Source organism: Chlorogloeopsis sp. ULAP01, from assembly GCF_030381805.1.
Taxonomy (GTDB): Bacteria; Cyanobacteriota; Cyanobacteriia; order Cyanobacteriales; family Nostocaceae; genus Chlorogloeopsis.
In genome coordinates, this window is the sequence record NZ_JAUDRH010000002.1 from 415,497 (window position 1) to 439,420 (window position 23,924).

At 41.7% G+C, this 23,924-nt stretch carries 17 protein-coding genes; 6 read left to right on the plus strand and 11 right to left on the minus strand.

Annotated elements, in window-relative coordinates:
- The first annotated feature begins 495 nt into the window (after nucleotides 1-495).
- The gene (locus tag QUB80_RS05485) at nucleotides 496-1,551 is read left to right on the plus strand and encodes a heme-dependent oxidative N-demethylase family protein (protein ID WP_289788474.1); all 1,056 of its coding nucleotides are present in this window, start codon (nucleotides 496-498) and stop codon (nucleotides 1,549-1,551) included.
- Between the two features lie 61 nt (nucleotides 1,552-1,612).
- Here the strand turns inward: QUB80_RS05485 and QUB80_RS05490 are convergent, their stop codons facing one another.
- The 10 genes from QUB80_RS05490 to QUB80_RS05535 form a co-directional block, all read right to left on the minus strand.
- On the minus strand, nucleotides 1,613-1,864 hold the full coding sequence (locus tag QUB80_RS05490) for a DUF7219 family protein (RefSeq protein WP_289788475.1): 252 nt from the start codon (nucleotides 1,862-1,864) through the stop codon (nucleotides 1,613-1,615).
- Between the two features lie 118 nt (nucleotides 1,865-1,982).
- Nucleotides 1,983-3,206, minus strand: coding sequence for an acetate kinase (locus tag QUB80_RS05495; protein ID WP_289788476.1), 1,224 nt, complete (start codon nucleotides 3,204-3,206; stop codon nucleotides 1,983-1,985).
- Between the two features lie 27 nt (nucleotides 3,207-3,233).
- The gene (locus QUB80_RS05500; protein WP_289788477.1) at nucleotides 3,234-3,872 is read right to left on the minus strand and encodes a histidine phosphatase family protein; all 639 of its coding nucleotides are present in this window, start codon (nucleotides 3,870-3,872) and stop codon (nucleotides 3,234-3,236) included.
- Nucleotides 3,873-4,063: 191 nt separating this feature from the next.
- Nucleotides 4,064-6,646, minus strand: coding sequence for a glycogen/starch/alpha-glucan phosphorylase (locus QUB80_RS05505; RefSeq protein WP_289788478.1), 2,583 nt, complete (start codon nucleotides 6,644-6,646; stop codon nucleotides 4,064-4,066).
- A 59-nt stretch (nucleotides 6,647-6,705) separates the two neighbouring features.
- Nucleotides 6,706-8,361 carry an alpha-D-glucose phosphate-specific phosphoglucomutase gene (locus QUB80_RS05510; protein WP_289788479.1) on the minus strand — a complete coding sequence of 552 codons (1,656 nt, stop codon included), beginning with the start codon at nucleotides 8,359-8,361 and terminating at the stop codon, nucleotides 6,706-6,708.
- A 48-nt stretch (nucleotides 8,362-8,409) separates the two neighbouring features.
- The gene (locus QUB80_RS05515; protein ID WP_289788480.1) at nucleotides 8,410-9,489 is read right to left on the minus strand and encodes a class I fructose-bisphosphate aldolase; all 1,080 of its coding nucleotides are present in this window, start codon (nucleotides 9,487-9,489) and stop codon (nucleotides 8,410-8,412) included.
- A 45-nt stretch (nucleotides 9,490-9,534) separates the two neighbouring features.
- A complete protein-coding gene (gene pstS / locus QUB80_RS05520) occupies nucleotides 9,535-10,668 on the minus strand; it encodes a phosphate ABC transporter substrate-binding protein PstS (RefSeq protein ID WP_289788481.1) in 1,134 nt (377 codons plus the stop codon).
- Between the two features lie 5 nt (nucleotides 10,669-10,673).
- Complete coding sequence (locus tag QUB80_RS05525; RefSeq protein WP_289788482.1) at nucleotides 10,674-12,323, minus strand: glucose-6-phosphate isomerase; 1,650 nt, start codon at nucleotides 12,321-12,323, stop codon at nucleotides 10,674-10,676.
- An 87-nt stretch (nucleotides 12,324-12,410) separates the two neighbouring features.
- Nucleotides 12,411-12,650, minus strand: a complete 240-nt coding sequence (locus tag QUB80_RS05530; protein WP_289788483.1) for a hypothetical protein — start codon at nucleotides 12,648-12,650, stop codon at nucleotides 12,411-12,413.
- Between the two features lie 128 nt (nucleotides 12,651-12,778).
- Complete coding sequence (locus QUB80_RS05535) at nucleotides 12,779-15,178, minus strand: phosphoketolase family protein (protein WP_289788484.1); 2,400 nt, start codon at nucleotides 15,176-15,178, stop codon at nucleotides 12,779-12,781.
- Between the two features lie 1,022 nt (nucleotides 15,179-16,200).
- Between QUB80_RS05535 and QUB80_RS05540 the strand changes: the two genes are divergently transcribed.
- From QUB80_RS05540 to QUB80_RS05555, 4 genes are all read left to right on the plus strand, one after another.
- On the plus strand, nucleotides 16,201-16,506 hold the full coding sequence (locus tag QUB80_RS05540; protein ID WP_289788485.1) for a hypothetical protein: 306 nt from the start codon (nucleotides 16,201-16,203) through the stop codon (nucleotides 16,504-16,506).
- 33 nt (nucleotides 16,507-16,539) lie between these two features.
- The gene (locus QUB80_RS05545) at nucleotides 16,540-18,402 is read left to right on the plus strand and encodes an alpha-amylase family glycosyl hydrolase (RefSeq protein WP_289788486.1); all 1,863 of its coding nucleotides are present in this window, start codon (nucleotides 16,540-16,542) and stop codon (nucleotides 18,400-18,402) included.
- Between the two features lie 67 nt (nucleotides 18,403-18,469).
- Nucleotides 18,470-19,009, plus strand: a complete 540-nt coding sequence (locus tag QUB80_RS05550; RefSeq protein ID WP_289788487.1) for a DUF1349 domain-containing protein — start codon at nucleotides 18,470-18,472, stop codon at nucleotides 19,007-19,009.
- A 482-nt stretch (nucleotides 19,010-19,491) separates the two neighbouring features.
- A complete protein-coding gene (locus QUB80_RS05555; RefSeq protein WP_289788488.1) occupies nucleotides 19,492-20,478 on the plus strand; it encodes a magnesium transporter CorA family protein in 987 nt (328 codons plus the stop codon).
- Nucleotides 20,479-20,599: 121 nt separating this feature from the next.
- On the opposite strand, the gene QUB80_RS35040 is transcribed toward QUB80_RS05555, so the two are convergent.
- Entirely contained in the window at nucleotides 20,600-20,932 is a 333-nt protein-coding gene (locus QUB80_RS35040; RefSeq protein ID WP_353962228.1) for a pyruvate kinase alpha/beta domain-containing protein, read from the minus strand.
- Nucleotides 20,933-21,614: 682 nt separating this feature from the next.
- Here QUB80_RS35040 and QUB80_RS05560 point away from each other — a divergent pair.
- Complete coding sequence (locus QUB80_RS05560; RefSeq protein ID WP_289788489.1) at nucleotides 21,615-23,924, plus strand: cytochrome-c peroxidase; 2,310 nt, start codon at nucleotides 21,615-21,617, stop codon at nucleotides 23,922-23,924.

Consider the following 23,924-nt stretch of genomic DNA (forward strand, 5'->3'; position numbering starts at 1 on the left):
AGATATAAGTAAATCTGCAATAAGCAAGATTAATAGATTTTTATTAATATATATTGTTCAAAAATAGTCTATTACTAAAGCAACTATAGGACTCATCTTTGATTTTTGAAAAACACATAGGGTGTGTGATCGCAGGGCTTAACGTACCGTTTTCAAGAGTTGGGTGCGTTAGACTAAAGTCATAACACAACGGCAGTTTTGCGATCAGAAAATCTACACAGCAAATTGCCTCCCCTATAAATACTTCATTTTTTCAGTCATCAAACCGGATTCCTATAATTTTCATAAATGTCATCAAAAATAGATAAAATTAGTTGTAAGAATATAAAACTTTATCTAGGTTAATTACTATATATTGGTATTTAAGTGCTGAGATAATCTAAAGAAATTAGCTAATTAATTATTGAAGCTTTAAACCTAACTTCTTTAACTCAACCAAGAATTAATTTATGTCTACTTACTTGTGATGGGTAACTCACCATTGCCAAGTTAATTATGTACAAGACTTGTATCCAAACCTCTTCCTTAGATAATGTATGGCAGGAAGTACCAACAACAGAAGCATCTAGCAACTGTGCTTCCTATTTTCCGCTTGATAACGGACGCTATGAAGTTAAACCAGGTTTGATGCCTTTTGGCTTTGACTTAGGTAACGGTATTACCGATCGCCAAGTATTTCAAATTGATGATAATTTTGCTGATTATCGTGAACTGAAGTTGTCTGCTCGTGCCGAATGTTTGAGCAAATACTACCAGACTTGCAATTATTCCACTGATGTAGCCAGTGCGATCGCTCGTTTAATGATTCATCGCCTTACCAAAGAACATCCCCATCATTTTCAAGTCGAACAGCAAGCTAGTGACAAGATTACATTTCATAGCCGCCTGAGTGCAGAAACTTTCTACCTAGATGGAAATTGGCAGTTACTGTCTTTTCAAACAAATGGAAAACCTGTCTTTCCACCTTATGTCTCAATCCTTGATGCTCTTGCTACACAAATACAGGAAGATTTGACAGTCATCTGTCGTGCTGCTGATGGTAGGAACTGGCTGAGTGCAGTTCATCTTTGCTATCCCAACCACTGGTCTGCTGAAGATAAAATTGGTAAAGATTTCAATGCCATACATACACCTGTGGCAGGGATGGAAAAAATTAATCGGCGGGCAGATGCGATCGTCAACACAATGATTGCTCACAAACCAATGGTGCGCTTTGCTTGGGGTTTGAGTACAGATACTCGCCTTAACCATCACCCCAAACCGCCAACGAATATACCAATTCAGCAGTGGCAAGGTAGAAACTTTGATCCTTACAATCCTCGGCTCTATTTACGAATTGAACGCCAAGTCGTTTGGGGGCTACCAGAATATCAGGCAGCGCTGTTTAGTATCCGTACTTACTTTCGAGATTGTGGTGCAATCAAACAAGATCCACAGTTGCGCTCAAAGTTAGTTTCTGCTATTCAGTCAATGACATCAAAATCACTGATATACAAGGGCTTGACAGAGAGTAAAGACAGTATCCTAGCTTGGTTGACACAGAAAATCTAAATCGTGAATCCAATAGACGATAAAAACTTTCTTGCTGCTTTCCAAATCAGCTAAGAATCTATCATTCCTCAGGAGGGCGTTCTTGATCTTTGCTAATTCCTAGCTGTTCTTTGGAGCGTTTTAATCCTTTCCAAATGTCTTTGATTTGTTGATATGCCTGATCCGAATCTATTTTGCCGTTGGTTTCTAGACTGCAAATATAGCTAATTCGCTGTGCAAATTCTTGTAAATTTGCATTGAATGCTAGATTCTCTGGTTTAACTTCACCATGATAAGGACGGTATGTATACAGAAACTCATCTTTGTTTGTCATTTTCGATTCTTAATTTAGAGTTAGTAGCAGGGTAGCGTAAAATCTTTAAACGATTCTTCAGTAATTGACATGAATTTTATATAGCTATTCTGAATCATTGCTCTGAAATTTACACCACTCAATTACTACACAATAAATGCCAACATTCTTGAGCGATCGCCCAGTCTTCTTGGGTATGAATCACCAAAATTCTCACTTTTGAATTAGCTGTGGCAATATCTCTATCTTCAGGTGAACGTGTATTTTTTTGGGGATCGAGTTGCAATCCCAGAAATTCAAAACTTTCACAGGCAGCAGCCCGAATCTCCGAAGAATTCTCTCCAATTCCTGCGGTAAAAATTAAGGCATCTAACCCTCCCAAACTGGCAAGCATTGCACCAATACCAGAGCGGAGACGATGAACGTAGATTTCAAGCGCTAATCGGGCGCGTGAATTACCTTCAACTAGAGCCGTCATAATTTGCCGCATATCCGCAGATATACCCGATATTCCCTGCAAACCAGAGGCTTTATTCAATAACCTATCCAACTCGTCAGCAGTGTAATTATTCTGCCGCATCAGGTAAATTAAAATACCAGGATCAACGGAGCCAGAGCGACTACCCATCATCAAACCCTCAAGAGGCGTAAACCCCATTGTGGTATCTACACTGTAGCCATTACGGATAGCAGCAAGAGAACAACCGTTACCCAAGTGACAGGTGATTAGGCGCAGGTGCTTCAGTTCTCGCCCTAAAATTTGTGCTGCTCGTTGAGCACAGTACTGGTGACTAATCCCGTGAAACCCGTAGCGTCGGATACCTTTTTCTAGCCATTCATACGGCCCAGGATAGACAACCGCAGCAAGAGGCATTTGTGTGTGAAATGCGGTGTCAAAAACTGCAACTTGGGGTAATTCAGTGCCGAGAATTTGTTCAACTACTTCCATTCCTTCCAAGTTAGCAGGATTGTGAGCAGGGGCTAAATCGGTTAAGTCAGCGATCGCAGCTTTCACTTGAGGAGTCACTAGCGTACTGGAGCGAAACTTTTGTCCTCCATGCACGACTCGATGCCCGACAATATTAATTGCCTGCGGTTTTTCTAATACCTGTGTTTTGCCACTCCACAGTGTTTCGAGCATCTTTAAGGTTGAATTAACCCGCGAAACAGAGGGTAGCTCATCTTTGAGCACAACTCCAGTAGCTGTTTTTACCTTGAGTTCTGCCACACCTTGCTGATGCGTCCAGTCAATCTGTGCTTCCCAAAGAGGTTCAGGTGGTTGTGATGGTAGTACATCATGCCTAAGTGCATACAGGCAGCTTTTTTGACTGCTTGAGCCTGCATTTAAAACTAAGATATTCATTTTGTTTACCAAGGACAACGCCTAGCTCTAAGTTCCTGTTAAGGCACGTAGTTCTTCCGGCAAGTAATAGCGATCGCCCAACACTTCTAATAATGGGCCATGATGATCAAACTTAACAACACTAACAGAGGCAGCCAAAGCATTAATGCGATCGCGGTATCGTCCTAAATCTATACCCAACAATCCACATAGAATAATCCGCAAAGTTGCTTTGTGCGACACCACTAAAACATTGCCTGTGGTATATTTTTCTTCTATTTCAGCAATAACTACTGAAGAGCGGCTGGCAATTTGGACGGCAGTTTCTCCATCAGTTGGAGGGTTCCAAGCAGGTTCAGTCAACCACCGAACATAATCATCCCTGTAGTGTTCTTTTACATAATCTACGGTTTTGTCTTCCCACTGACCGTAGTTAATTTCTTTTAGCCCATCCCGCAGTTGCATTTCCATCCCGATCGCATCACACAACGGCTTGGCAGTGGCGATCGTGCGTTTCATTGGACTGACATAAATAGCTTCCCAGGGTAGTTTGCTATAAGTCTCGGCAAACGCCTGAGCCATCAAATGTCCTTCTGGGGTTAAATCCGGATCTAGTACACCGCAATAACCACCTGTGCGACTGTAAATTGTTTCCCCGTGTCGTAATAGGTATAATTTTAGGCTCATAGGTTAATTATTAAAATCAGTGAACAAGTAGCCTTCATGAACTGCGTATAGAAGAGGACAAGGAGAGGGGAAGATGGAGGAGATGGGGAAGATAGGGAAGATGGGGAAGAATTTACTCTGATTGCTTCCTCACCTCCCTCAACTCCTTGTCTCCTTGTCCTAATTTTCTTCTGCCTCCTGCCTTATACTGACTAGACCTTAGCTCCTAACCACGCTTGAGAAGCTTGAGAAGCCACAGATTGTGCTTCTTTTCCCATGTCCGGTTTTGGTTGTACGTACTCTTGCATTTCTACATTAACTGGCTGGGCGTTCCAAATTTCTTGGCAATATTCCCGAATTGCACGATCAGAAGAGAACTTACCCATCCGTACAGCATTGAGAATTGACATTCGTGTCCATTTTTCCTCGTCGCGGTAAGCTTGATTTACCTGCTCCTGACAGTCTACATAAGACTGGTAATCGGCAAACAGCATATACTGATCATGATAAAGTAACGAATCTACCAACGGTCGGAATAAACTCGTATCGCCATGAGAGAAAAATCCTGAACTAATCAAATCAATTACTGTTTTTAGTTGCGAATTGGCATGATAGTAATCCCAAGGGTTGTAGCCTTTGGCTTTCAATGCATATACCTCTGGTGTTGTCAATCCAAACAAGAAGAAATTCTCAGCTCCCACCTCTTCGCGAATTTCGATATTGGCGCCATCAAGCGTGCCAATTGTCAATGCTCCATTCATAGAGAATTTCATGTTGCCAGTGCCAGAGGCTTCTTTACCAGCAGTAGAGATTTGCTCCGACAAATCAGCAGCGGGATAGACTCGCTGACCAAACCTAACATTATAGTCTGGCAGGAAAACCACCTTGAGGCGATCGCGTACATCAGGATCGTTATTAACTACCTGAGCTACGGAGTTGATGAGTTTAATAATCAACTTGGCCATGAAATAGCCAGGAGCTGCTTTACCACCAAAGATGAAGGTGCGAGGTACAACGTCAATATTAGGATTTTGCTTAATCTGATTGTAGAGCGTGATAATATACAGCGCGTTCAGGTGTTGACGCTTGTACTCGTGAATGCGCTTTACCTGAACATCAAACAGCGATTGAGGATTGATGTCAATTGCATGATTTTTCTTGACGTACTCTGCCAAATCGCGCTTAATGTCCTGCTTAATCTGTCGCCATTGTTGCCTAAACTCAGCATCCTCAACAAAAGCTTCTAGTTGCTTTAGTTCCTCTAGATGTTTTATCCAGTTTGTCCCGATTTTGCGATTAATTAGTTCAGCCAGTTTAGGATTACTCACTACTATCCAGCGGCGTGGTGTCACACCATTAGTCTTATTACTGAACTTTTCAGGCCACAATTCATAAAAATCCCGAAGCACATCCTGCTGAAGTAACTTTGTGTGCAGTGCAGCAACACCATTGATGGCATGAGACCCAACACTAGCTAAGTGTGCCATACGGATATACTTTTCGCCACTTTCATCAATCAGTGAGAGTCTGGCAATGCGCTGGTGATCGTCGGGATATTTAGCCCGAACTTGACCGAGGAAACGTTGATTGATTTCATAGATAATTTGTAGATGCCTGGGTAGAAGTCTACCAAATAGGCTTAGAGGCCACTTTTCTAGAGCTTCAGGTAATAAGGTATGGTTGGTATAAGCAAAAGTATTTTGGGTAATCTGCCAAGCTCGATCCCAATCCATTTGATGCTCATCCACCAACAACCGCATTAATTCAGCAACACCAATAGCAGGGTGGGTGTCATTGAGTTGGACTGCAAACGACTCGTGGAAGTTATCTAAACTATCCTGTCTCTGCAAGTGCAAGCGGATCATATCTTGCAGGGAACAAGAAACAAAAAAGTACTGTTGTTGCAGACGTAGTTGTTTACCTTGAATTGGCTCATCATTGGGATAGAGAACTTTAGTAATATTTTCTGCAACCACTTTTTCGTTGACTGCACCATAGTAGTCGCCAACATTAAACGCCTCAAATTCAAATGATTCGGGAGCTTCAGCTTTCCATAAACGTAAAGTATTGGCAGTATTGACTTTATATCCAAGGATTGGTGTATCGTAAGGAACACCCTTGACAATTATATCGGGAATCCAACGAACTCGATAGTGACCTTTCTCGTCGTTATAGGCTTGGGTATAACCGCCAAATTTTACATCTATACTTGCTTCTGGACGCTCAATCTCCCAGGGGTTGCCATAGCGTAGCCATTTATCGGTGATTTCAATTTGCCAACCATCGCGAATTTCTTGATCGAAAATACCAAATTCGTAGCGAATACCGTAGCCGATCGCTGGAATTTCTAAGCTAGCAAGCGAGTCCATATAACAGGCAGCAAGACGCCCTAAGCCTCCGTTACCCAAGCCCGGTTCTTCTTCCTGTTCGCGTAATTCGACAAAATCTAAACCGGATTCCTCAACTGCTCTACGCACTTGCTCGTAAATTCCTAAGTTTACCAAGTTGTTACTTAAGTGTGGCCCCATCAGGAATTCTGCGGAGAGATAGCAAACTACTTTTACTTTACTTTTTAAGTAAGTTTCAGTAGTGTTGAGCCAGCGTTGCAGAAGACGATCGCGTACTGTATATGCCAGTGCCATGTAAAAATCATTCTTAGTCGCAATGGCAGGATATTTACCTTGGATGTAAAAAAGATTATCAGCTATTGCTCGCTTCAGGGTTTCTAAACTTAAACCAGTGCGATCGTCTTCTACCTTGATTGTCTGCTGTAAAGTTTCTACTGGTGGGTTCATGTGTTCCTCGATTTTAAATTTTATGTAAGTTTTTATTTACCATTAGCTGTGAGAAGCAATTAGGTAATCACAGTTGGCTTGTCTCTACCTGTTAAGGTGCGAATCTGAGCTATTTCATCAGCGATCGCAATTAAATTTACTAGGGCTTGCTGGGGTTCTAAGTTTTGTTTGGCAGCATCCGGCTCGTAATATTCCAGATAAATTCGCACAGTTGCACCGTGGGTACCAGTACCAGATAAACGAAAGACTATACGGGAGCCATCAGTAAATCCAATCCGAATACCTTGTTTTTGACTAATACTTCCATCTACTGGGTCAGTGTAGCTAAAGTCATCGCTATACTCAGCCTCATACTTACCAAACTGTTTTCCTTTCAGATTTGGTATTTGCGATCGCAGTCGCTCCATTAAAGCATTGGCTCGCTCGACATCTACTTCTTCGTAATCGTGGCGAGAATAGTAGTTGCGTCCATAGTTCTGCCAGTGTTCCCGGACAATCTCCTCTACAGATTGTTGCCGCACTGCCAAGATATTCAGCCAAAACAGTACCGCCCACAGTCCGTCTTTTTCTCGAATATGGTTGGAGCCAGTACCAAAACTTTCTTCACCGCAAACAGTAGCTTTACCTGCGTCTAATAAATTACCAAAGAATTTCCAGCCAGTAGGTGTTTCGTAGCAGTCAATGCCAAGTTGCGCTGCTACTCGGTCTACAGCTTGACTGGTGGGCATCGAGCGTGCCACTCCTGCTAGACCAGCTTGATATCCTGGAACTAAAGTAGCGTTGGCAGCTAAGATTGCTAGGCTGTCGCTAGGAGAAACAAAAAACTTGCGCCCCAAAATCATGTTGCGATCGCCATCCCCATCAGAAGCAGCACCAAAGTCAGGTGCATTTTCTCCATAAAGGAGATCAACTAATTCATGGGCATACACCAAATTCGGATCGGGATGTCCGCCTCCAAAGTCTTCTAAAGGTTTACCGTTACGCACGCTGCCTGTGAGTGCGCCTAAACGCCGCTCAAATAAAGCATGAGCATATGGCCCAGTCACGGCGTGCATTGAATCTATGCAGATTCGGAAGTTTCTAGATGTTAAAAGTTGGTGAATGTGAGCAAAGTCAAATAGTGACTCCATTAACTTTTCATAATCCTGTACGGAGTCAATGACTTCTACTACCATTTCTCCCAGTCGAGATTCACCTAAATTTTCCAGATCCACATCTGGCGCATCTAGGATTTGATATCGAGCTATTGTTTTGCTGCGGGCATAGATGGCCTCTGTAATTTTTTCTGGTGCAGGGCCTCCATTTTCGATGTTGTACTTTACACCAAAATCTCCTTTGATACCACCCGGATTATGGCTGGCAGATAAAATAATGCCACCCATTGCTTGATACTTGCGAATAATACAGGAAGTTGCAGGAGTGGACAAAATTCCCCTTTGACCGACTTTAATTCTGCCCATTCCATTTGCTGCTGCCATTTTGAGAATGGTTTGAATGGCTTGGCGATTGTAATAACGACCATCACCACCCAAAATTAAAGTCTGTCCTTGCAAGTCTCCTAGTGTATCGAAGATAGATTGGATAAAGTTTTCTAAGTAATGAGGTTGTTGAAAAACACTAACTGCTTTACGCAGCCCAGAGGTTCCAGGCTTTTGGTCAGAGAAAGGAGTAGTAGCAAATGTACGAATATTTGTTGAGATATTTAAAGAAGTCATTTTTTATTCTCTACTAGTCAGTTTGGGACTTCTGTGTTTACAAAATACTTAGTCCTGGCTAGACAATGGTGACTTTGAACCTCTAAAACCAGCGATCGCTGGTTCTGCTAATTTTTCCATTTCCGGGCTATACTTGCCATTTCTAGCAGCGCTGTTGCACTTAGCTCTATGCAGTAAAGCTTTTTGCGCTGTCTGCACATTAGCGTTATCCCCTTTCCACAACTCCAGTGCCGGCTGCTGGATCGCACGAGCGTAAGAGAATGTCACTGGCCAGGGTAGAATCGAACTGAAGCGAGCATTCATCTCATGCAAGTGTGCAGATGCTACTTCATTGCTCTGACCACCGGAGAGAAATGCCACACCCTGTACAGCAGCAGGCACCGCTCTCAACAAACAATCCACAGTAGCTTGTGCCACTTCGACAACATTAGCTTGCTTGGGGCAATCCTTACCAGAAATTACCATGCTGGGTTTAAGGATCATTTGTTCTAAAACAACCCGCTGCACATACAGTTGATTGAAGACAGTATGCAGAACTTCTTCTGTAACCTCGTAGCAACGCTCAATTGTGTGATCGCCATCCATCAAGACTTCCGGCTCAACAATCGGTACAAGTCCTCCTTCTTGACAAAGTGCTGCATAGCGTGCCAAGGCGTGTGCATTCGCCTCAATACAACCGCGACTCGGAATCTTCTTACTGATAGTGATGACAGCACGCCATTTAGCAAAACGCGCACCCATCTCATAGTATTCGGCAATACGCGATCGCAGTCCGTCTAGTCCTTCAGTCACCTTTTCTTGGGGATGATTTGCTAAGTCTTTGGCGCCAGTGTCAACTTTAATACCAGGAATAATTCCGGCATCAGTGATTACTTTTACAAACGAAGTTCCATCTTTTTTGGCTTGACGGATTGTCTCGTCATAGAGAATAACTCCGCTGATGTATTCACCCAATCCTGGAGCCGTTAAGATTAGCTCCCGATAAGCCCGGCGATTTTCTTGTGTCGGTGCGATACCCAGTGCCTCAAAACGTTTGTTGCAGGTACCGTTGCTCTCATCCATCGCCAAGATCCCTTTACCAGGAGCAACCATAGCTTTAGCAGTAGCAACAAGTTCTTGTGCGCTCATGATTGCAAAACTCCTACTTCTATTTAGCTTTATTGATGCGATCGGCTATTTGCTGGCGCTGGGTTCATTGCTTGTACCGACTGCGATTTGGAAATCTGGACTAATTCCATCTGCTGCTGCTACCACTTTTTGAGCTACGTTCTGGGGCAGAGGAACGTATCCTAATTCGGGGGCTATCTTCTGACCTTCAGTTAAGCCATATTCAATCATCGCTTCGATTGCTTTTGCTTTTGCTGGATTGGAATATTTTTTATTCATTAACATCCAGCTATAGGTAACAATCGGATAAGAATCAGCTCCTTGTGGATCTTCAATAAAAGCGCGGAGATTAGCTGGTAGAGTTACTGCCTCTAAGGTTTTGGCTCCTGATTGCTCGTTAGCTTCAACAAAATTACCTGATTTATTTTCCAAAACAGCAAATTTAAGATTGTTTTGTTTGGCGTAGCCATACTCTACGTAACCAATCGCACCTTGAGTTTGCAGAACTTGGGCGGTAACACCTTCGTTGCCCTTGGCACCTACTCCTGTAGGCCAATTAACGGTTTTACCTTCACCAACTTTGCTGTTCCATTCCGGGCTAATTGCACTAAGGTGCTTTGTGAATACGCCTGTGGTACCGCTACCATCTGAACGAGACACTGGTGTGATTGGTTGGTTGGGGAGGTTAATGCCAGGGTTTGTGGCAGCAAGTTTTGGGTCATTCCAAGTCTTGATCTTGCCAAGGAAGATATCAGTATAATTTTGCCGTGATAGCTTTAATTGCTCAACACCTGGCAGATTATAACCCAACACAATTTTACCGGCGGTCATGGGTAACATCAGTACGCCCCTGTTCTGCGGCACCTTTTGGAGTTCTTTATCTGTCATTGCCACGTCACTGGCACCAAAATCTACGATGCCTTGTGTAAATTGTTCAACTCCAGCGCCGCTACCTGTTGACTGATAACTAATCTGCAGATTTTTATTTTGTCTATTTAAGCTTTGAAACCAAGTCTGGTAAAGTGGTGCTGGGAAAGAGGCACCAGATCCAGTTAATCGCATATTTACGCCAAAATCCAGTTGTCCGACTCTAGAGACGGCTGCATCAGTGGCACTGTTATTTTGTCCGCCACAAGCAGCGACGCTGATTGCCAAAACTAATACTGAAACTTTCCTGAAGCAAACAGATTGATTAATCATTGTTTTTAACGGTTGACTTGTAGAGATTTGGTTGTACGGGTGAAATTATCCTGATTGAGACGATCGCCTTTATGCAAACTGACACTCAGACTAGATGGTTGAGCGCGATCGCCATCCAAGACGACTCCACGCTGATTGGCTGCCAAATGCCGTACTATCTTATAGATAGATTCAATTTGTTCAGGTAAACCGACTTGCTGGGCTAATGTATTTAAATCTAGCGATCGCTCTGTGGTACGTAAAACTTGCAAAACTCGCCTTTGTAAATCTAGTAGCGATGCCGCAGCTTTTTTGCCAGCCTCTACACCTGGTTGGTGATAAGCATTGATATTCACTAGTGAAGCGTATAGCCCCACTGCTCGTTCGTACAAAGCAATTAATGCCCCTACTGTCTGAGGATTCACCTGGGGAATTGTGACTGTAATTGCACCCCGCTGTTTTTCATAAAGTGCTTGCTGAGTTCCTTGTAAAAAGCCTGATAAGTAATCTCCGCTTGTTACTTCTGGTTCTACTTCTATAGAAGCACCAGAGCGATCCTCTAGCACTTCAATAAAAGTGGCAAAGAAATTTGGCACCCCTTCCCGCAACTGTTGCACATAAGCGTGCTGATCTGTTGAGCCTTTGTTACCGTAGACGGCGATGCCCTGATTCACAATCTGATTGTCTAAGTCTTTTTCTTTGCCGAGAGACTCCATTACTAGTTGCTGCAAATAGCGACTAAACAATAGCAAGCTATCTTTGTAGGGCAGTACTACCATGTCTTTTTTACCTTTGCCCTCGCCAGCAAAGTACCAGCAAAGCGCCAAAAGTGCAGCTGGATTGGTTTTAATTTCAGGCGATCGCGTCGCTGCATCCATCTCCTTAGCGCCAGCCAAAATCGCTCGAATCTCAATTCCTTGTAAGGCAGCAGGTAACAGCCCCACCGCAGACATCTGTGAGGTGCGTCCCCCTACCCAGTCAAACATCGGGAACTCTGCCAGCCATCCCTCAGCTTTAGCTAACTGATCCATTTTGCTGCCCTTCATAGTGACGGTAACAGCGTGTTTAGCAAAGTTCAATCCCTGAATTTCATAGATATGCTTGACTTCTAGCATCCCGTTGCGTGGTTCGGGTGTACCACCAGATTTACTAGTATCTATGATCAAAGTACTTTTGAGGCGGTCTTTGATTCCATCCAAAACCCGATCCATTCCTGCTGGATCGGTATTATCAATAAAGTGAAGCGCTAGGGGTGGAGAACTAGGGGCCAAAGCAGATGCTACAAACTGAGGGCCAAGGGCAGAACCCCCAATGCCTATTGAAAGGATATCAGTAAACTTGGGTGCTTCAGGTGGATGAATCGTGCCTGTATGCACCTGCTGGGAAAAGTTTTCAATCTCTGCAAAAGTCTCAACTATCTCTTTTTTTATCTCCTCGGTAGGGGCTAGATCTGGATTTCGCAACCAGTAATGTCCTACCATGCGACCTTCATCTGGGTTAGCGATCGCTCCTCCTTCCAAAGCAGCCATATTTTGAAAGGCTTGCTCAAACTTTGGCTGTAAGGATTCTACAAATTCAAAGTCAAATGGTATGCGGCTGACATCCAAATACAATTCTAAACCCGGATGATAGTAGAGCCAGTCTTGATAGCGTTGCCAGAGTTGTTTAGTATCCATTGCTTAAACTGCTCCTATAGTCTACCTGGGGAGGGATCAAATTTTAAACTTGAATAGTTGGTGAGTGCGAGTCTGAAATTTTAATTTTCACCACCAGCTATATTCCAATTCTCCTTTTTGGATTTTGTCCCAGATAATTTTTTGACACAGATTTAGCTCCTCAACCGTAACTTTTCTATCGGCATATATGGTCACATCAATGCAATCTTTTTCTTGTTTAAACAGCTTGCCATCTGCAACAGCACGCTTAATCAAAGCCTTTGGTTTGTCGAAATTTTTGAGATCTTCAAATGAAAGAGGTTGGTCGTTTGGTTTTTCTATCTTCATAGAATATTTTTTGAATGTAAGAATGTTGAGATTAAGCGATCACCCTCAATGATTACAATCCAACCTACCTTGGCTGTAATAGTTAGGGGTGAGGAATACAACCCCAACCCTTAACATTCATGCTGAAGCTAGTACGGCCACTTCCAATCAACTATTTCAGGCTTGTCCATACCGTTCTCGAAGGCGTAGTTCACATTCTCGATAATTTCGTTCTTCATACGCTCTCTAACAAAAGCAGCCGCAGGGCCAAGCTTTGGTACTCGGTCAATCACATCAATGACCAAATTGAATCGGTCAACCTGGTTTTCAATTGCCAATTCTAGTGGTGTATTGATGTTACCCTTCTCTTTGTAACCGCGCACGTGAAGATTATTGTGGTTAGTGCGACGATAAGCAAGCTTATGAATCAGCCAAGGATAGCCGTGGAAGTTAAAAATAATTGGCTTATCTTTGGTAAACAAGCTATCGAAGTCCCAATCAGAAAGCCCGTGAGGATGTTCTGTCTGAGGTTGCAAAGTAAATAAGTCAACCACATTGATGAACCGAATCTTCAGGTGGGGAATTTCCTGCCGCAGAATCGCCGTCGCTGCTAACGATTCCATGGTTGCCACATCTCCACAACACGCCATCACGACATCAGGTTCGTCGGGATCTGTACCGCAATCATCATTACTTGCCCATTCCCAGATACCAATACCTTTAGTGCAGTGCTTAATCGCTTCGTCCATGCTTAAGTACTGCAGATGTTTCTGTTTGTCAGCAACAATCACATTGACATAGTTAGTGCTGCGCAGGCAGTGGTCTGCTACTGACAGCAAGCAGTTAGCATCGGGAGGTAGGTAAATGCGAGTAACATCGGCGCTCTTGTTGGTGACAATATCGATAAAGCCTGGGTCTTGGTGCGAAAAACCATTATGGTCTTGTCGCCAAACTGTGGAAGAAAGCAATATGTTCTCTGAAGATACCGGAGCTCGCCAGGAAATTTCGTTTTTGCAAATATCCAGCCACTTAGCGTGTTGGTTAAACATCGAATCAATGACGTGGGCAAAGGCTTCGTAGGTGTGGAAAAAGCCGTGGCGGCCACTAAGTATGTAGCCTTCAAGCCACCCTAACAAAGTGTGCTCGCTCAACATTTCCATTACCCGCCCATCGGTACTCAGTTCACTACCGTCTTGGTCTTCAGGTAACATATCTGCCAACCAAACCTTTTTGCTGACTTCGTAGACGGCATTCAGTCGATTGGAGGCAGTTTCATCTGGGCCGAAGATGCGGAAGTTAGTTGGGTTTTTGCGCATAATATCGCGCAGAAAGTTGCCGAGTGGACGAGTATTTTCTGCCTCAACTTTACCAGGTTCGCTGACTGCAACAGCATAGTCTCTAAAGTCAGGTAGAAGCAGCTGTTTACGCAGAAATCCTCCGTTGGCAACAGGATTGGCACTCATACGACGGTTGCCCGTTGGTGCTAATTCTTTCAATTCACCAATGAAAGTACCATTCTCATCAAATAATTCTTCTGGCTTATAGCTTTTCATCCATTCTTCCAACAGCCTGAGATGCTCTGGGTTGCTGTGCATCGCACCCATTGGTACTTGGTGAGCACGCCAAAAACCTTCTACTTTGTGGCCGTCTACCTCTTTTGGCCCTGTCCAACCTTTCGGACTACGCAATAAAATCATTGGCCAGCGAGGACGTCTGACAACACCACTACTGCGAGCTTCTTGCTGAATTTTGCGAATCTCGTTCACACACTCCTCTAGAGTCGCAGCCATGTCTTGATGCATGGTTTCTGGGTCATCCCCTTCCACAAAGTAGGGTGTATAACCGTAGCCCTGAAATAGGTCTTCTAGTTCTTCGTGACTAATCCGAGCCAGAATAGTTGGGTTGGCAATTTTATATCCATTCAGGTGCAATATAGGCAGCACTGCACCATCACGAATTGGATTGACGAACTTGTTTGAGTGCCAGGCAGTAGCCAAGGGGCCTGTTTCTGCTTCTCCATCACCAACAACACAGGTAACAATCAAATCAGGGTGATCGTAAGCAGCTCCATAAGCGTGAGAAAGGCTGTAGCCAAGTTCACCACCTTCGTGGATCGAGCCTGGAGTTTCAGGAGTGCAATGGCTACCAATACCACCAGGAAAGGAGAATTGCTTGAAGAATTTCTTCATGCCTTCCTCGTCTTCGCTCTTATCGGGATAAATTTCGCTATAGGTTCTCTCTAAGTAGACAGGAGCAAGCACTCCGGGAGCGCCGTGACCTGGGCCTGCCATGTAGATAGCGTTCAGGTCATACTTTTTAATGAGCCGATTGAGGTGGATGTAGACAAAGCTTAAACCAGGGCTTGTTCCCCAATGTCCTAATAGACGCTTCTTCACGTGCTCAGGCTTGAGAGGCTCTTTTAGTAGGGGATTATCCCGTAGATATATCATGCCTACTGCCAAGTAGTTACATGCTCTCCAGTAAGCGTGAATCTTACGTAGTTCCTCTGAACTTAAAGGCTTTGTTTCGGGCCGAGTTGCTACTACCATAAATTAACTCTTCAAAATTAAATATGAGTTGAGTTGTTTTTGAAGCGAATAATTCTCTTGATAAGCCTAATCCAGAAAATTCCTTAATTTAGTATTGAGGAAGTTCCTTCAAAATTAGTATTGCATGAATTATTGATTTTTGAAAATTTAAATTAATGCAATTCAAAAACGTCAGTATATTTTTGATTTTAGAAACATCCAATATATAAGAACTTGATTAAGAAGTGATAACACCATATTAGTAATGACTGATGAATTTTTAAATTCTAACCAGAGCTAGAGTAATCTTTAGATTTTCTTTGATTTTATGACTAAATCTCTTTCAAAGCATATTAGTCTCAATAAAAGTAAGATAATATAAAGATTTCTTCTGATACTTATTGAGAATAGATTTTTTGTATGCGCTTATCAGAAGGCTTAATTGAATGCTATCTGCTGTATCTATGTTTATATAAAATATTGCCAATACCAAGAATGTGATTATTCATTGAGGTATTATAAGAATTTAGTAAGTACATAGCTTAGTACAGAATTAACTGGATTATCCAGCTAAATTAATAAAAAACCAACGATTAATATTTTCGATTAATATTTTTAAATATCTTTCGATCTAAATTTTGCTTATAACAATTTACCTAAATTCAAATAAAGCTTGGGTTAAAAATAGATTAAACATACTGTATTTTAATTAAATAATTACAAAGATATAAATAAATATAATTTGAAAAAAATAGTGAAAGCACAAATAATAGCAAGAGGGATGCAACGAACAATTTAGCACAGCTAATCATCTCTAAATCAAAGAAGTTCTTACTTGCGGTATAAATATTACTCAGTAAATCTATATAGTCTGTTCTGAATTACTAATTTGGATTTCATAAGCTTAAAAAGCCAAATTTTGCTATTCATCTCTGTAACTAGCTATTTATAAGGAACTAGTAGATCTAATTATCAAAGTTACCTCTGCAATTTTCTGGGAAACAGTTCTTTATTCCCTTGATTTAGTTCTATATAGTCCGAGAATGCGGAATTTAATTGTAATTTACTACTTAAAGACATTCATGAAAAAATATCTAGTACGGGTTCCCATTACTGGAGTGATTGAAGCGATGATTGCAGCAAGCTCAGAGGAACAAGCTATTATCCAGGCTTTAGAAGAGGTTGACATTAATAATATATACGAATGGAAAGCTCACAAGCAGATTGTCGAAGAGAATACATTTCACGGTGTCCAGAACAAGGCTCAGGTCGAGCATTTAATATGTATGGGCAATGATGAAGTGCCAGAAATAAAAATTAATAAAGATTGGGATCAGTTTGCTCTTTGATACGTGTAAATTCAGTCAGAATGACAAAATCATATGGTAACTAAAATCGAAGATCTTGTTCCCCAAAAACTCTCTGAGGTGGATCTCACACCAAGAGGAAGAGTTCATCCTAGCCCTGTTAATTGGCAAGATCAACTTTTTTACCAACTTTTACCAGATCGTTTTAGTGACGGTTGTGAAGCACAGCGAGATTTTTTTGACTATAAAAATCCAACAAAGTATCGAGTGAAAGATAAAGCTGCGTGGATGGCAGCAGGCAATAAGTTCAATGGTGGAACACTTAAAGGAATTGAAAACAAGTTGAGCTATTTACAAGAATTGGGAGTGACTACAGTTTGGATTAATCCACCTTGGAAACAGCGTACGGATTTGGAAACTTATCACGGTTATGGAATTCAAAACTTTTTAGATATCGATCCACGCTTTGGAACTCGTCAAGACTTACAAGACTTAGTAGAGGCTGCCCATCAACGCGGTATGTACGTGATTTTGGATGTTATTTATAACCATAGTGGCAGCAACTGGTTTTACAAAGATGAAAGTTGTGGAAGTCCCAAAACCACAATGCCTTACCGCTTTTCTCCTGCCTATCCTATTCATGGCTGGCGCTCCAAAAGTGGAGACAGTATTCCTGAAATTATTACCCTTGATGATGGTGTTTTTCCTAAAGAATTTCAGAATATTCACTGGTATAATCGTGCGGGTGCAATCATACACTGGGAAGCTGCATCATGGGAAGATCCTATGAATCCTCACGTGGAATTTCGGCGTGGAGATTTCTTTGAACTTAGAGACTTTAACTTGGAGAACGATGAAGTAATCGCAGCACTTGCTCGCGTCTATCAGTACTGGATTGCTGTGAGTGATTGTGACGGATTCCGCGTAGATGCTGTCAAGCACGTTTCTCCCTTCGCCTCTCGGAAATTTTGTAATGCTATTCATGAATATGCTCAATCTATTGGTAAAGATAACTTTCTCATGGTGGGAGAGTTAACAGATGAAAGCATGGTTCGAGGTTATCTAGATATTTTTGGACGGAATCTAGATGCAGTGTTAGATATTGTAGTGGCACCAAACAGATTAACGGCAGTAGTAAAAGGATTGGCACACCCAAACGATTTTTTTTGTCTTTACAACGACAATACGCTTGCAGGTAGTCAACGTCAACTTGGAACTTATCATGTTGCTGTTTTGGACGATCATGATATGTCTTCTCGTCCAACAAAACAGCGGTTTGCTGCTCACAGCAACGTGCCTTATCACTACGAGCAAGTTGCTCATGCAGTCGGTGTCATGTTAACGATGCCAGGGATTCCCTCAATTTATTACGGAACCGAACAGGCATTTGACGGCTCAGAGAGTTATCACGACTATGGAATTGAACCTGAGCGTACTTATGCCGATCGCTATGTTCGCGAATCTATGTTTGGCAGTGCTTTTGGTGCATTTGAGACTGAAGGTTGCCATTTTTTTAACACAAGTCATCCTACTTATTTGCGAATTGCTGCGATCGCACGTATTCGCAATCGTCAGGACAATATTGGTAAAGCATTGCGTCGCGGACATCATTATTTGCGCGAAACATCCTTTGCAAATCGTCCTTTTTCTATCCCTGGTGCAGGAGAATTAATTGCTTGGTCGCAGATTCAGTTTAATACTGAAGTAGTGGTCGCACTAAATACACATGGCTTAGAAAATCGCGGAGCGTTTGTAACAGTCGATAGCTCCTTGCACTCGATTGATTCAACTCTCACCTTTTTGTATAAAAGTGATTGGAGTGATGCCGAATTACGTCAACCTCCAGAAAATCAAAAAATTGTGGTTCAACACAAAAGTGGTAGGACAGTTGTGCGAATAGATTTACCTCCTTCTGGGATGGCAATCTTAGCCAAGTAATATGCAATGCATAATTTTAAGTTATACTTGAGAGTAAGTCTTGTAAAAACTTAACAAAAATTTCCTTATGCTGATGAAATGGTATAACGAACCTCCGGCTTGGGAAAATCAAGAAGATCTAATCACGGTTACTTCCGGAGCGAAAACAGATTTTTGGCGTAGGATTGATTGTGGCTACACTCGCGACAACGGCAACTTTTATTATCAAGAAGTCAAGGGTGATTTTACTGCTAGAGTTAAAATCATCAATGAATTTAATAATATGTATGGTCAAGCAGGTCTAATGATTCGCGTGGATGAGAAGACTTGGTTCAAATCCACGATTGAATTTGTAGATAGTATGCAGTTTATCAGTGTAGTTGTCACAAATAATAATTCCGATTGGTCTGTTGTGCCATTAATAAAGAATCCTCCTTACCTGTGGTTGTGTTTGCAGCGAGGAGGTAGCAATGTAGAGATGCAATACTCTCTTGATAGTAAAAATTACACATCACTAAAAACAGTGAGCCTAACTGGGGAAGAAGCAGTGCAGGTAGGTTTGATATGTGCGTGTCCAGAAAGTGAAGGCTGTCGAGTAGTATTTCAGAATTTTGAGATTGAGACTTGAGTATGTATTTTTTAATTGATACTCTATAATTTACCTCGGCTAATTTTAGCGAGGTTTTTTTGGTTGTTTTTGTAGTGAAAGATAGCAGTAATTAAGTATTGTTGTTGGCGTCTGATTAAAAAAATGCTCCAGCAGTTGATGAAAGGTACAGTTGAGCAGTTTGAAGATTTCAAGGAATATCAGTTTTTTTAGAGAACATGACTTGAGAATTCTGCTATTTCAGTAGAGAAAGTGTTGTAAAGTCTAAACTATGATTGAGGGCGATCGCCTAATTTCCACAAGCATAATACTAAATTACCATAGCTAGTATTTTTTGAATCTATAAAGATATGCTCTGGTGCATCTCTACAAAAAATTTATCTCAATTTAGTGTAAGTATAATTTTTTTACTCAAAGATAACTATTTAGAGCAGGCACTTTTATATTTGGCAACTTGAGATTAATAGTAGGATCAAGAATGCACAAATGCTCTCAATACTCTTATGCTAATGCTTCTTACCTTTTCTGCGAATCATCTGGAGTTTTTTCACTGTAACACTTGGGAAGTAGATGCTGCACTACAAAGGATTGATCGCACTCACAATATCTGGTTTCGTTGTATTCACTTACGCGATCGCACTGCGATTGCCCGAATAGTCAAGTACTTTGGACTCGATCCATGCCGTGTTGACATGATTTTCAACCATTTTCCTAAAGGAATTGATGAAGACTTAGAAGATTGCTTTTTTGACAATTACGAAGTTCTGACTCGTCAAGTTAAATATCATAATTTCGAGGAAGCTTGCGGTAGTTTTGTTGTTGGGACAAACTTTCTAATCACTTTTGAAACGAATGAATTAAGAATATTAAGCGCATTAATCAATAACATTAAAAAACAAAATATAGATATCAAAAATTGGGGAATTGATAATCTTGTATATATTATTTATAATGACATTTTGAATAACTACTATACTGTATTTGACCACATTGCTAGAGAACTAGATAATTTAGAAGATGAAGTTTTAGCTAATTCTGGTAATGAATCCACATACAAAAAAATTGCCACAATGAGGCAATCCACTCGTCTGGGACGACGTAATCTTCAAAGTATGCAATCACTTTTAGCTATTATGGAGTACCAAAATCTTCAATGGCTCACTCAACCAGTGAAGACATTATTTAATCAAGAATTAGTGCGTCACATCGATAAACTCTCGCAAGAATATCAAACTTTGAGAGTATGGATGTCAGAATTAATGGAAATTCAACGCGATAATATTGCTAGCAAAACTAGTGAACGAATTAATCGCTTGACTATCCTTTCATCTGTCTTCTTACCAATTACTTTTATTGCTGGAGTTTACGGCATGAACTTTAAATATATGCCAGAATTAGAACAACCTTGGGCTTATCCTGCTGCGCTTGGCGTGATGGCATTAATTGTGATTGGTAGCATTATGTATGCTAAACAACAACGTTGGCTTTAGTCATGTTTCAATTTAAATCTTCTTAAGAAGGTTCGATTTTGTGAATCTTAAGAAAATTTGTTCCTTGGGGCTGCTTAGTAGGAATGCCCCCCATAATCAATATTTTGTCACCCAGCCCAACTCAACCACGCTGTAGCAATATAGCCTGGGCTTGTGCAGTCAATTCTTCAAATGTCTCAACTTCATGTTTTAATAAAATCGGTCGAATTCCCCAAACTAAGTTCAAGCGGTGGTAAACTTTGGAGTTGAGTATTAAGGCAATGATAGGTAGTTTCGGACGCTCACCCGCAGCTAATCTGGCTGTATATCCTGTGCTGGTAAAAGTAACAATGCAACGCAGGGGTATAATATTGATGATCGCGTTGAGAGCCTCACTTAGAGCGTGGGTTTCATCTGTTTGTGCTGGTGGATTGTTAACGAATTGTGGCTGACTGCAAGTGTCGCCATTAGAAATGCCTCTCTCCTTGGAGTTAGCTTACGTGGTTTTCCAGGACGCTAGCGCTCGCTTAAAGTATTTTTCAAATTTTCTTGGACAAACTGTTTCCTTGTCCTTTCCACTGTTGACACACTTAATGTATAGAATTTTGGCGATCGCTTCCAGAAGTTTCACCTGATGCAGCCATTAGTAAATTGTGCGCCTGACAAATCATTCTCGCCGTTGCTTTTCCTTTTTTCACTATTTCAACTAACTTTTGATGTTGTTCTTGTGTCAGCTTTACTATGTGCTTTTTGGCATATTATCTGATTTGCGAACGCTCAACTCTGTGTTTCGATTCTAACCCCACAAAATTAATGCGATTAACCACTAGGTAATTCGATTTTCTAAAAAAGACACTTTTGCTACTTATATTGCTTTTCTGTATTCTCGCAATTGTACACACTCATAAATTTTACATAAAGTCAATAATTATTAGAAATTCAAAATCAAAACCTGTAATTTATAAGGATTTGATAGGGATTAATGATTATAGAAAAAGATAAAACGATACATCTTTTGTTGAGCTTGGCATTTACCAATAAAGTATAGTTTGTAAAAAACTATAACAAAAAAATGTTATCTGGCATACAAACAAGGAATCATAACGACAAATAGACAGATGCCAATTTTGGCGTTCCTGCTATAAAAATAAAGAAAAATGAAAGATTCTGAAGCAAACAGGTATAGCAGTGTGTCTGAGTCAGAACAATTCAAATACAAAGCTCAGGCAAGTCAGAGGAATGAAAGTACTACTGTTTTTAGTCGTTTAATTTCGAGTTTTTTAAAGTTAAGTGAAATTCTTGCCTTTTCGGCAGTGGGAATGCTCACAAAACCGTTCCAAATTACATCTCGGTTGTCTAAAAACATTAGGCAAGGTACGGCTATAGTTGCGCTGGTAACAGTTGCAATCCTTGCTGGGCATCTTGCTTCGGCTCAAGTAACGTCACCCTTACAGCCGTTGAGTAAAATCACGGTTCCACAACCAGATAATATCGGGGACTTTGTTAGGAATAAGACGGCTACGATCGCTCTGGGAAAATCTCTGTTCTGGGATATGCAACTTGGTACAGACGGCATTCAAGCCTGTGCTAGCTGTCATTTCCATGCCGGAGCAGACAACAGATCCAAAAACCAAATCGATCCGGGGCGATCGCGTGTCAATGCCGATAAAACTCCAAACCCGGATACAACTTTCAATATAGGAGGTAGACCAAACTATCAGTTACAGGTAGGAGATTATCCATTCCATAAGTTAGCAAATCCAGGCGATCGGGCTTCGACAGTTTTGTCCGACAGTAACGATAGCACCGGCTCTCAGGGAGTATTCAGGACAAGATTTGTTGATGTCATTCCTGGCAGTGACAGGGACAATGTAACTCTACTTCAAGATGACATTTTTAATGTACAAGGCACAAATGTCCGCCAAGTAACGGCTCGTAACTCACCCAGCACAATTAATTCAGTCTTCAACTTCCGCAACTTTTGGGATGGAAGAGCGCAACCCATATTTAATGGTGTAAGCCAGTTTGGGCTAAGAGATCCTAATGCTTATGTCTTGAAGGCAAGCCAACCTCGACTACTTGAAGATGTAAAAGTTAGTATCAATAATTCTTCTCTAGCTTCCCAAGCCGTTGGCCCACCACTCAGTGCCTTGGAGACAGCAGCCGAAGACCTTCCCATCGCACCATTCCGAGTACAGGCATCCGCAAATAATGACCGGATTGTAGTGTCTGATGCCAACACTGGTCAACAAGTTGCAGTACTGAATCCTGAGGGTGAAACTGTCAGTGGCAGAACAGACTTAATGCCACCAGAAACACAACCACTTCCAGCCAATAATCAGCAATTTCAACGCATTGGTAGAAAGCTGGGTAAGAAGTTACTTGCTCTTAGACCACTTAACAAGCAACAGGTAGCAAGAGATGACAGCGTTCTCAGTCGCTACAGCAGCTTTCCTAGAACTGGGCTGAATATAAGTTACGAAAATCTGATTAGGGAAGCTTTCCAGCCAGAGTGGTGGAACTCCAATATCATCATCCGCATTAACCCAGAAACTGGTGAGCGCAGATTCCTGCCCAGACGGGGAAGACGTGCCTTAAATACCAACGAATACACATTGATGGAGTACAACTTCTCTCTATTCTTTGGGTTGGCAGTTCAGGAATATGAATCGACTCTAGTTGCCGATCAAACACCATTTGACCAATTTCTTTCAGGAAATAATGGTGCTTTGACACCACAGCAACAGCAAGGATGGCAGATTTTCCAGACTAAGGGTATTTGTATTGGTTGCCACGGTGGCTCAGAATTGACTGTTGCCTCAGTTAGCAGCGCTAACAGTCAAGGAAGAATTAGACGTGCGCCACCATTTGCAGGAGGAAGAGTTGAAGACGCTGGTTTCTTTAATATCGGTGTCAGACCTCCTCTAGATGATCTTGGTGTAGGTAGTAATGACGCATTCGGCAATCCGCTTTCGGAATCACGCTTGGCCTTGAATGGAACTTTTGAGGAGTTACTTGGTGAAGATCCACCCGTTATTCCTAGCAGCGAACAAGATTTGGTTGCCGACGGAGCCTTCAAAACCCCAGGACTCCGTAATGTGGAACTTACCGCACCTTACTTCCATAACGGCGGACAATTAACCTTAGAACAAGTAATAGATTTCTACAATCGCGGCGGGGACTTTGGTCGGAATTTGCCACCACTGAATCTAAGCACAGAGGAAAAACAGGCGTTAGTGGCATTTCTCAAAGGTCTTACCGATGAGCGAGTCCGCTCTCAAAGAGCACCTTTTGACCATCCCCAATTATTTGTTCCTAACGGTCATCCTGGCAACCAGAATTTTGTCACTATTGACCCCAATGTCAGAACCCAAGACGGTACTACACAAGCTAGGGATCAACTCCTAGAAATACCTGCTGTTGGTCGTAATGGCGCTAAGTTACCTCCGAACTTCTTGGGAACTTAG

Bases quoted from the DNA above. Each gene is read 5' to 3' on its own strand.
- QUB80_RS05485 (WP_289788474.1), top strand. From the start codon at position 496: ATGTACAAGACTTGTATCCAAACCTCTTCCTTAGATAATGTATGGCAG.
- QUB80_RS05490 (WP_289788475.1), bottom strand. From the start codon at position 1,864: ATGACAAACAAAGATGAGTTTCTGTATACATACCGTCCTTATCATGGT.
- QUB80_RS05495 (WP_289788476.1), bottom strand. From the start codon at position 3,206: ATGAATATCTTAGTTTTAAATGCAGGCTCAAGCAGTCAAAAAAGCTGC.
- QUB80_RS05500 (WP_289788477.1), bottom strand. From the start codon at position 3,872: ATGAGCCTAAAATTATACCTATTACGACACGGGGAAACAATTTACAGT.
- QUB80_RS05505 (WP_289788478.1), bottom strand. From the start codon at position 6,646: ATGAACCCACCAGTAGAAACTTTACAGCAGACAATCAAGGTAGAAGAC.
- QUB80_RS05510 (WP_289788479.1), bottom strand. From the start codon at position 8,361: ATGACTTCTTTAAATATCTCAACAAATATTCGTACATTTGCTACTACT.
- QUB80_RS05515 (WP_289788480.1), bottom strand. From the start codon at position 9,489: ATGAGCGCACAAGAACTTGTTGCTACTGCTAAAGCTATGGTTGCTCCT.
- pstS (WP_289788481.1), bottom strand. From the start codon at position 10,668: ATGATTAATCAATCTGTTTGCTTCAGGAAAGTTTCAGTATTAGTTTTG.
- QUB80_RS05525 (WP_289788482.1), bottom strand. From the start codon at position 12,323: ATGGATACTAAACAACTCTGGCAACGCTATCAAGACTGGCTCTACTAT.
- QUB80_RS05530 (WP_289788483.1), bottom strand. From the start codon at position 12,650: ATGAAGATAGAAAAACCAAACGACCAACCTCTTTCATTTGAAGATCTC.
- QUB80_RS05535 (WP_289788484.1), bottom strand. From the start codon at position 15,178: ATGGTAGTAGCAACTCGGCCCGAAACAAAGCCTTTAAGTTCAGAGGAA.
- QUB80_RS05540 (WP_289788485.1), top strand. From the start codon at position 16,201: ATGCGGAATTTAATTGTAATTTACTACTTAAAGACATTCATGAAAAAA.
- QUB80_RS05545 (WP_289788486.1), top strand. From the start codon at position 16,540: ATGGTAACTAAAATCGAAGATCTTGTTCCCCAAAAACTCTCTGAGGTG.
- QUB80_RS05550 (WP_289788487.1), top strand. From the start codon at position 18,470: ATGCTGATGAAATGGTATAACGAACCTCCGGCTTGGGAAAATCAAGAA.
- QUB80_RS05555 (WP_289788488.1), top strand. From the start codon at position 19,492: ATGCTAATGCTTCTTACCTTTTCTGCGAATCATCTGGAGTTTTTTCAC.
- QUB80_RS05560 (WP_289788489.1), top strand. From the start codon at position 21,615: ATGAAAGATTCTGAAGCAAACAGGTATAGCAGTGTGTCTGAGTCAGAA.